The 8,606-nt window shown below is 57.5% G+C and carries 10 protein-coding genes; 5 read left to right on the plus strand and 5 right to left on the minus strand.

Annotated features, from left to right (window positions below; genetic code table 11):
- Positions 1–219 precede the first annotated feature (219 nt).
- On the minus strand, positions 220–2,130 hold the full coding sequence (locus VMU57_RS14240) for a glycoside hydrolase family 88 protein (RefSeq protein WP_325384528.1): 1,911 nt from the start codon (positions 2,128–2,130) through the stop codon (positions 220–222).
- A 128-nt stretch (positions 2,131–2,258) separates the two neighbouring features.
- On the opposite strand from VMU57_RS14240, the gene VMU57_RS14245 reads away from it, so the two are divergent.
- Both VMU57_RS14245 and fdhA read left to right on the plus strand, forming a co-directional pair.
- Positions 2,259–2,654, plus strand: coding sequence for a heme-binding protein (locus VMU57_RS14245; protein WP_325384529.1), 396 nt, complete (start codon positions 2,259–2,261; stop codon positions 2,652–2,654).
- A 67-nt stretch (positions 2,655–2,721) separates the two neighbouring features.
- Positions 2,722–3,918, plus strand: a complete 1,197-nt coding sequence (fdhA, locus tag VMU57_RS14250) for a formaldehyde dehydrogenase, glutathione-independent (protein ID WP_325384531.1) — start codon at positions 2,722–2,724, stop codon at positions 3,916–3,918.
- 84 nt (positions 3,919–4,002) lie between these two features.
- Here the strand turns inward: fdhA and VMU57_RS14255 are convergent, their stop codons facing one another.
- Together VMU57_RS14255 and VMU57_RS14260 are read right to left on the minus strand one after the other, a co-directional pair.
- Positions 4,003–4,203: a hypothetical protein gene (locus tag VMU57_RS14255; RefSeq protein WP_325384533.1), complete on the minus strand. Its 201-nt coding sequence runs from the start codon at positions 4,201–4,203 to the stop codon at positions 4,003–4,005.
- Positions 4,204–4,285: 82 nt separating this feature from the next.
- Positions 4,286–4,579 (minus strand): putative quinol monooxygenase, encoded by a 294-nt coding sequence (locus VMU57_RS14260; RefSeq protein WP_325384535.1) that lies wholly within the window; start codon positions 4,577–4,579, stop codon positions 4,286–4,288.
- A gap of 94 nt (positions 4,580–4,673) precedes the next feature.
- Between VMU57_RS14260 and VMU57_RS14265 the strand changes: the two genes are divergently transcribed.
- From VMU57_RS14265 to VMU57_RS14275, 3 genes are all read left to right on the plus strand, one after another.
- On the plus strand, positions 4,674–5,231 hold the full coding sequence (locus tag VMU57_RS14265) for a DUF1440 domain-containing protein (RefSeq protein ID WP_325384537.1): 558 nt from the start codon (positions 4,674–4,676) through the stop codon (positions 5,229–5,231).
- Positions 5,232–5,327: 96 nt separating this feature from the next.
- Positions 5,328–6,068, plus strand: a complete 741-nt coding sequence (locus VMU57_RS14270) for a peptidylprolyl isomerase (protein ID WP_325384539.1) — start codon at positions 5,328–5,330, stop codon at positions 6,066–6,068.
- Positions 6,069–6,151: 83 nt separating this feature from the next.
- Positions 6,152–6,670 (plus strand): peptidylprolyl isomerase, encoded by a 519-nt coding sequence (locus VMU57_RS14275; RefSeq protein WP_325384541.1) that lies wholly within the window; start codon positions 6,152–6,154, stop codon positions 6,668–6,670.
- A 72-nt stretch (positions 6,671–6,742) separates the two neighbouring features.
- On the opposite strand, the gene mdh is transcribed toward VMU57_RS14275, so the two are convergent.
- Together mdh and VMU57_RS14285 are read right to left on the minus strand one after the other, a co-directional pair.
- The gene (gene mdh / locus VMU57_RS14280) at positions 6,743–7,672 is read right to left on the minus strand and encodes a malate dehydrogenase (protein ID WP_325384543.1); all 930 of its coding nucleotides are present in this window, start codon (positions 7,670–7,672) and stop codon (positions 6,743–6,745) included.
- Between the two features lie 73 nt (positions 7,673–7,745).
- Positions 7,746–8,606, minus strand: an 861-nt coding sequence (locus VMU57_RS14285) for an isocitrate/isopropylmalate family dehydrogenase (RefSeq protein ID WP_325384545.1), incomplete at its 5' end; no start/stop codon positions are given.

Genomic DNA, 8,606 nt, shown 5'->3' on the forward strand with positions numbered 1-8,606 from the left:
GACGGGGTAGGAACAACCCTCGCTTTCTGCCTAACCGTCCTCGTAGCACACATGTCGTATCAGCTATACGAAAAGCCATTCCTGCGCCTCAAAAGCCGCTTCACCATCGTTCCCTCACGAGACGAAGGATAGTTACGCCACCGCACCGTAAATCGCAATGTCCACACCATATCTATTGCCGTTGCTCTTCTAAGGAAAGGAGCGCAGCCGCACTGGCTACTACCGCACCGCCCAACCAGCCAGATCAATCGCCGCGGCGAAGTTGTCATACTTCAAAGGCAGATGGTTCCTTCTATCCACATACTCGTTGTAGAACCACGGGTCGACCACGGCGAACACCGTTCCCTTGCCATACTTCGCCACGGCAATCATCACGTGGCCGTCTTTCGTCACCACAGCCTTCGCCGGCTTCGACACCGAGATCGTGCAGGTGTCCTTCATATAGGCCAGATGGGAATGCTCAAACACGCCCGTCCCCGCCGGAATCTCAATCTCACCCGCCGGATAGTCGTTGCCGACGACATGGTTCACCAGTACCTGGTTGAAGTGAATGCCAAACCGGTCGCCCAATGTATCGAAGTGAGTGAACTCCGCATTCGGCCCATCGTTCTCCATCAACAGCAGCACGCCGCCACGCTTCACCCAGTTGGCGATCACATCGACGCTCTTCGCATCCATGTAATGCGGGTTAGGGTTCTTCGACGGAATATCCGGGGAAGCCAGAATATAGATCTGCGCCTTCTTCAGATCCGCCGCGGTCGGTGCCGTCTTCTCGGTCGCCAGCCTGGTGCCGTAGCGCTGAAAAGCGCGCCCGAAAAACGCGAACCCATTGTTCGAGTCATCGTCCCACTTGTAATGAAACAGCTCAGTCTGTCCTGCCGCATTCTGTCGCGTCTGCGAGTTGAACCACGCATCCACCAGCACTGTCTTTCCCTGTCCCAAAGCCTCGGTCGATGCCTGCTCCATCTCGCTTCCCGCCAGCAAAAACGCGCCGATACCCTTGGCATCGTTCACCCGCGTCTTCTCGCCAATGTAGTAGTCATAGCTTCCCGAGCGATAAGGCTTTCCACCCAACCCGCCAACCATCACCGTCCCGCTCAGAGCCATCTTTCCATCATCCATCGTGACGAACGCTTTCTGGATGCCCTCCCATCCACGCCGCGCGCTCACCTCATCGGCCTGCGGCAGATAACCCATGCGAACGCCCTTGGCCAGCGCATAGACGAACATGCAGCTCGCCGAAGCCTCGGTATAGTTGCCCGCTCCACCGCTCTTATCCATTACCTGCCACCACAGGCCGGTCTTTGCATCCTGATACTTCACCACTGCAGCCATCGTCCGGTTCAGCGCGGCCACCAGTTCAGGGCGTTGCGGTTGGTCCGCAGGCATCCAGTGCAGAACGTCCACCAGCGCCAGCGCATACCATCCCATCGCCCGTCCCCAGACCTCAGGCGACAAACCCGTCTTCGCATCTGCCCACTGCATCTTCTTCGACTCGTCCCATCCATGCCGCAGCAGGCCAGTCTTCGGATCGCGCATGTGCGCATCCATCAGCAGCAGTTGCCTGGCGATATCGGCAAAGTCTCCAGGCTCATGAAACGTGGCCGCATAAGCCGCACGAAACGGCTCGGCCATATAAGCGCCATCGAGCCACATCTGGTTGGGATAGATCTGCTTATGCCAATAGCCGCCGCTCGCCGTCCTCGGCTGCGCCTCAAGCTGGTCGTGCAGGAACTTCGCCGCCTTGTAGTACTTCGGCTCCTGCGTTACCCGATAAACCAGCAGCACCGCTCGCCCCAGCTCGATGTTGTCGAGGCTGTGCGCCTCAGGCTTGTATCCCGTGATGCTTCCATCTGCCGTCACATACTTGTCGACAGCCGCTTTGATGTAATGAAAGTCCTGCCCATCCGCCGTCGTGTGCCATTCCGCAGCGATCCCATCCAGCAGCACGCCCTCTTCGTACCCCCACGCCCCCGGATGCCCTGTCGTCGAGACCACACCCACAGGCCACTGCTCAATCATCGAAGCCGCCATCAGCCGCGAAGGCGAATCCTGTGCAATCCCCCCCTGCGCCACTACTCCCTGCGAGCCCAGACATCCCAGCAACATCAGTCCAGCAAAAAACTTCATGCTTAAGTCCTCTCACGCAACTATTTCATCCGCCAACCAGCATAGCTTGTTCAATACGGCTCTGGCTGGCATCGAATTGGTTGGTAGGATCAATCCAGAAAGACATCGCGCACTCAAGGAGAATTTCAATGATTCAGCTCGCAGACGCCCGCCGCATGATCGCCGCCGCAGAGAAGAAAGCCGAAGAGATCAAACAACCCATGAACATCGCCATCGTGGACGAGGGCGGCAACCTCATCGCCTTCGAGCGCATGGAGAATGCCTGGCTCGGTTCGATCGACATCGCGCAGAAGAAGGCCTGGACCTCGCGCGCCTTCGACATCACCACCAAAGACTTGGGCGCGAATTCGCAATCGGGTGACCAGTTCTTTGGCATTCACGCATCGAACAACGGCAAGGTCATGATCTTCGCTGGCGGCATTCCTCTAAAAAGGGATGGCAAAGTAGTAGGCGCCATCGGGGTAAGTGGTGGCTCAGGCGTGCAGGATCACTCAGTCGCCGAAGCAGGCGCAGCGGCGCTCTAACCGCGAAGTCCAGCAGGCGCATCCAACCTGGAAGCACGCTCAAATCCGACTGCGAAGAGGTAATGCAATGGCTGAGAATCGCGGAGTAGTGTTTCTAGGACAAAACAAGGTGGAAGTACAGTCCATCGACTTCCCGAAGATGCAGAATCCCGCTGGTAAAAAGATTACCCATGGCGTGATCCTCAAAGTTGTGGCAACCAACATCTGCGGCTCGGATCAGCACATGGTCCGAGGCCGCACAACCGCTCCGTCAGGCATGGTGCTGGGGCATGAGATCACCGGAGAGATTATCGAAGCCGGAGACGACGTCGAATATCTCAAGGTCGGCGACCTTGTCACCGTTCCTTTTAACGTCGCCTGCGGGCGCTGCCGCACCTGCCGCGAACAACAGACAGGCGTATGCCTCAACGTCAATCCCGGACGTGCAGGCGGAGCCTATGGCTATGTCGACATGGGAGGCTGGGTCGGCGGCCAAGCCGAGTACGTGATGGTGCCCTACGCTGACTTCAACCTCATCAAATTTCCTGACAAGCAGCAGGCCATGGAAAAGATCAAAGACCTGACCATGCTGTCCGACATTCTGCCAACTGGATTTCATGGCGCAGTATCGGCGGGTGTGGGCGTTGGATCGATCGTCTACATCGCGGGCGCAGGTCCCGTGGGACTGGCTGCGGCGGCCTCCGCTCAAATTCTGGGCGCAGCCGTGGTCATGATCGGCGATATGAATGCAGACCGGCTGGCCCATGCAAAAAGCGTTGGCTTCGTCCCCATCGACCTCACTAAAAGCGACAACCTTGGCGATCTCATTGCCGCGGTCGTCGGCAAACCCGAGGTGGATGCAGCCGTGGATGCTGTTGGATTCGAGGCCAAAGCGCAGGGCGCGAAAGGCGAAGAGGCCCCTGCGACTGTCTTGAACTCTCTCATGTCCATTGTGCGTGCCGCGGGCGGCATCGGCATCCCAGGTTTGTACGTCACAGAAGATCCGGGCTCAAAAGACGAAGCCGCAAAGCAAGGCAATCTGAAGATGCGCTTCGGTCTGGGATGGGCAAAGTCGCATCGCTTCTACACCGGACAGACACCTGTCCTTAAATACAACCGGCAGCTCATGCAGGCGATCCTTCACGGCCGCTTGCCCATTGCGAAGATCGTGAATGCGACGGTCATTTCACTGAGCGACGCGGCCAGAGGGTATAAGGAGTTTGATTCAGGAGTGGCAAAGAAATTCGTTCTCGATCCTCACGGCCTACTGGGAAAAGCTGGTTGATTTAGCTATGCCTTACGGCCAAAAAGACCCGCCGAAAACGGCGGGTCTTTTGTTAGTTAGATTGTAGATAAAGGCTAGTGAAGATTATTTCGAGAAGATCGAGTTGCCGGGAGTCGTCTCTTCGTTGGAGTGAATCCGGTTCTGCGCGCGCTTGGCGCTCTCCATCCCAAGATGATTCAGCTTCTCTTCATCGCTCTTGCCTACTTCCGTCGCAAAAGTCTCCTCTTCAATCGCCTCATGAGAAGGACGCGCTCCGGTCTTGGTTGAATCTAAACCCTGTGCCATATATCACCTCTACTAAGACAGATGGTGCCATCGTGGCCGGGGTTGCTCTCGAAGACAGTAAGTGAGCACTCGCAAACCAGCATTATTTATCGGCTAAAACTGCAATTTTATGAATCTTGAGCGGCTCCGAAAACAGCTCATCTGCCTTCGCCATCAATGCCTTGGCGATCTCTCCATTCAAGTGAGCATCCCGTCCCGCCTCATCGTCGAAAGTATCGAAGACAGAATAGTGGCCCTCATCCTCTTTGAGACCGAACCACCCCACGGTTCCCTTCTCTTTTCTGGACATCTCCGCACCCTGCTTCAGAAATGCTTCCACATCAGCCTCTTTGCCCGGCTTTGCCTTCAACGATACATAAAGCGCATATTTTGCCATCTTGAATGATCCTCTAGCTTCATTGGACGCCAAATCCAGCAAATCTATTCCACAAATTCGTAAAAAATCGCATCAAATGTCAACGGAGATCACTATGCGCAGAAATAGACCTTCCATCTTTCGCGGCATCGTCACCGGAATCGCGGCAGGCATCGCTGCGACCTTGGTCATGGACCAGTTTCAAAAATTAACCACCGCCGGCCAGAGGGCAATCGAGAGGCAAAAGAAACTAGCCGACCACGAGTCTCCCTGGCAAATCGCTCACGAGCAGGCGCAAAAAGAACAAGAGCAAGCCGAGCAGGAAGACTCCACCGAGATCGTCGCGCGAAGAATCGCCAAAGCGACCGGCACTCACCTCCCTCGCGAAGACAAGAAAAAAGCAGGCCGCGCCGTTCACTACGCCTTCGGCACGCTGATGGGCATAGTCTATGCCGTCTCTGCCGAGGCCGTCCCAGAGGTCACCACAGGCGCCGGCACAGCCTTCGGGACACTCCTCTTTCTCTCCGCAGACGAGGTCGCCGTTCCCGCATTCCAGCTCTCCTCAACGCCAACGGAGACGCACCCCTTCGACCACCTCCAACATTGGGCCTCCCATGTCGTCTACGGTGGGTCGCTCGAGATCGTGCGTAACCTGATCACGCGGCTCATGTAACCGTATGCGAATTGGGCCAGCGTGCGAATTGAGCGAGGACGCGAATTGCTCCATGCCCCAGTCTGCGATAGCCTGATGCATGGAGTCCTACACCGCATGAAGCTTCGCTATCTCGCACTTGCCTTGGCCTTCAGCCTGCCCGCGCTCGCGCAAAGCTCGCAGTCTTCGGCAGACGCTCTCCCCGACGATCCCGGCGCAACGACCACGGTGAAGCCTCCAGTTGTACCCACAGGCCCCACCGTTGTGATCGACACCACCATGGGACGTCTGACCTGCAAGCTCTACGACAAACAGGCCCCCATCACGGTAGCGAACTTCATCGGCCTCGCCGAAGGCACAAAGGACTGGACCGACCCGAAGACGCTCAAAAAGGTCCACGGCCAGCCCTTCTACAACGGCACCACCTTCCATCGCGTCATCCCTTCGTTCATGATTCAGGGCGGCGACCGCGCGGGCGACGGCACCGGCGACCCCGGCTATCTCTTTCAAGACGAGATCGACCCCTCGCTCATCTTCGACCAGCCGGGAAGGCTTGCCATGGCGAACTCCGGCCCTGGCCCCTCCGGTGGCGGAACCAACGGATCTCAGTTTTTCGTCACCGAAGTTCCCGTACCCGAGTTAAACGGCAAGCACACCATCTTCGGGCAGTGCGATGCCCACAGCGTGCTCTTGGTGGCCTCAATCGCGCGTGTGCCTCGAAACGAGAGCGACAAACCGCTGACCCCGGTCACGATCAATCGCGTGACCATTGTGCGTGACGGACAGCCGATGCCACCGCTGCCACCCATACCTCCCGCGCCGCCTGCCACCGAAGCACCGGCCCCGGCGGCTCAATAACTTTTTATCTCCGCGATACCGCCGGAATTCTTCCCGCCTTTCACTAACCACTAACCGATAACGAAGTTCAGGAGAATATCGAAATGCCAACCAAACCCGGAACCTATGCAACCTTCAAGACCAGCGAAGGCACCATCGTCTGTGAGCTCTTCGAGAAGGACGCGCCCCAGACCGTAGCCAACTTCATCGGTCTCGCCGAAGGAACCAAAGAATGGAACAGCCGCAGCAAGAAGGGCAACAAGCTCTATGACGGCACCGTCTTCCACCGCGTCATCCCCCAGTTCATGGTTCAGGGCGGCGACCCCGAAGGCACCGGCATGGGCGGCCCCGGCTACAAGTTCGCCGACGAGACCCAGGGCTCCAAGCACGGCTTCCAGGAGAAGGGCAAGCTCGCCATGGCCAACGCCGGCCCCAACACCAACGGCTCACAGTTCTTCATCACCGTGGCCGATACCAGCTGGCTCACCGGCAAGCACACCATCTTCGGCGAAGTCGTCGAGGGCTACGACATCGTCGAAAAAATCTCGAAGCTAAGCCGCGACGGCATGGACCGCCCCAAAACGCCAGTCGTCCTCGAAACCGTCACCATCGAACGCGTGTAATCTTTTACGCAATGCAAAATCAGAAGGCCCGCTCATCGAAATGAGCGGGCCTTCTGATTTCAACGAACTCTCTTACACGACGCCAATCACTGTGCAGAGTTCCTTCACAGAATCCGCGCTCCGCTGCAGTGCCGCCTGCTCATCAGCGCTGAGCTTGATCTCGATGATCTGCTCCAGCCCCTTCGCGCCTAGCTTGCACGGAACTCCAACGAACAAGCCGGAGATCCCATACTCGCCCTGAAGATAAGCGGCGCAAGGCAGGATCTTCTTCTTGTCTTTCAGAATCGCTTCGACCATCTCCGTAGCAGCCGCGGAGGGAGCATAGAAGGCGCTTCCCGTCTTGAGATACTTCACAATCTCGGCCCCACCATCGCGCGTCCGCTGCACCAGTTCCGCAATCCGCTCCGGCGCAATCAGCTCTGTAATCGGAATGCCCGCAACCGTCGAATAGCGCGGCAGCGGAACCATCGTATCGCCGTGACCACCAAGAACAAAAGCAGTGACGTTCTCAACGGAGACATTCAACTCCTGCGCGATAAAGGTGCGGAAGCGCGCCGAATCGAGCACGCCTGCCATACCGATCACGCGCTCGCGCGGAAACTTAGCCTGATGAAAGGCAGCCTGCGCCATCGCATCCAGCGGATTCGAAACCACAATGATGATGCAGTTCGGCGAATGAGCCGTCACCTTGCTCACCACATCGGACATGATCTTGTAGTTCGTGTTCAGCAGATCGTCGCGGCTCATCCCCGGCTTACGCGGAATGCCTGCCGTAATCACGACGATGTCCGAGTTCGCGGTATCGGCATAGTCATTGGTGCCGATAATGTTGCAGTCGCGCTTCTCAATCGGCATCGCCTCCAGCAGATCGAGGCCCTTACCCTGCGGCGTTCCCTCTGCAACATCCAGCAGAACCACATCGGCCAGTTCCTTCGCAGCAATCCAATGCGCCGCCGTCGCACCCACATTTCCCGCACCAACAATCGTTACCTTCTTACGCATTGCATCTCCTCATCGATATCGAAACCTTGTCATCCTTCCGCGCAGCGGGAGGACCTGCTTTTGCTTTTTTTCTTTACCCCATGTTTTCAATCATACGACTGGCAAACTCGCTCGTCTTCGCCTTGGTCGCGCCCTGCAAGCCGCGCTCGAAGTCGTAGGTCACAAACTTCTGCGCAATCGTCTTCTCCATCGAGCTCTCAATCAGCCGCGCCGCCTCGGTCCAACCGAGGAAGTCGAACAACATCACGCCCGATAGAATCACCGATCCCGGATTGATGACATCCTTGTCCGCATACTTCGGAGCCGTTCCATGTGTCGCCTCGAAGACGGCATAGCCGTCACCGATATTTCCGCCCGGTGCAATTCCCAACCCACCGACCTGCGCGGCCGCGGCATCCGAGATGTAGTCGCCGTTCAGGTTCGTCGTCGCCAGCACGCTGTAATCCTCAGGCCGCAGAATGATCTGCTGAAAGATTGAGTCGGCGATTCGGTCGTTGACCAGGATCTTGCTCTTCCACTTGCCGCCGCCATGCGAAGCGCCAATCGAAGCGATCACCTGCTTCACCTCCGCCACCACGCCGTCGCCAAACTCCTTCGCGGCAAACTCAATTCCCGGTTCGATCAGCGCAGCATTCTGCTCCGCCGTCAGGTTAGGGTTCTGCTCAAGATTGCCAAGGATCCAGCTCTCCCGCTCCGTCACCGTCTGCTCGCGGAACTCCTCCGACGCAACCTCGTAACCCCACTCGCGGAACGCGCCCTCGGTGAACTTCTGAATATTTCCCTTATGCACCAGCGTTACTGTCTTGCGGTTGTTGTCGAGCGCGTACTGAATCGCCGCCCGCACCAGCCGCTTTGATCCCGTGATCGAGATCGGCTTCACACCCACGCCCGAATCCTGACGAATCTTCTTCTTGCCGCCCTTCAGCATCTCATC

The organism is Edaphobacter sp. (assembly GCF_035532915.1).
Lineage (GTDB): Bacteria > Acidobacteriota > Terriglobia > Terriglobales > Acidobacteriaceae > Edaphobacter.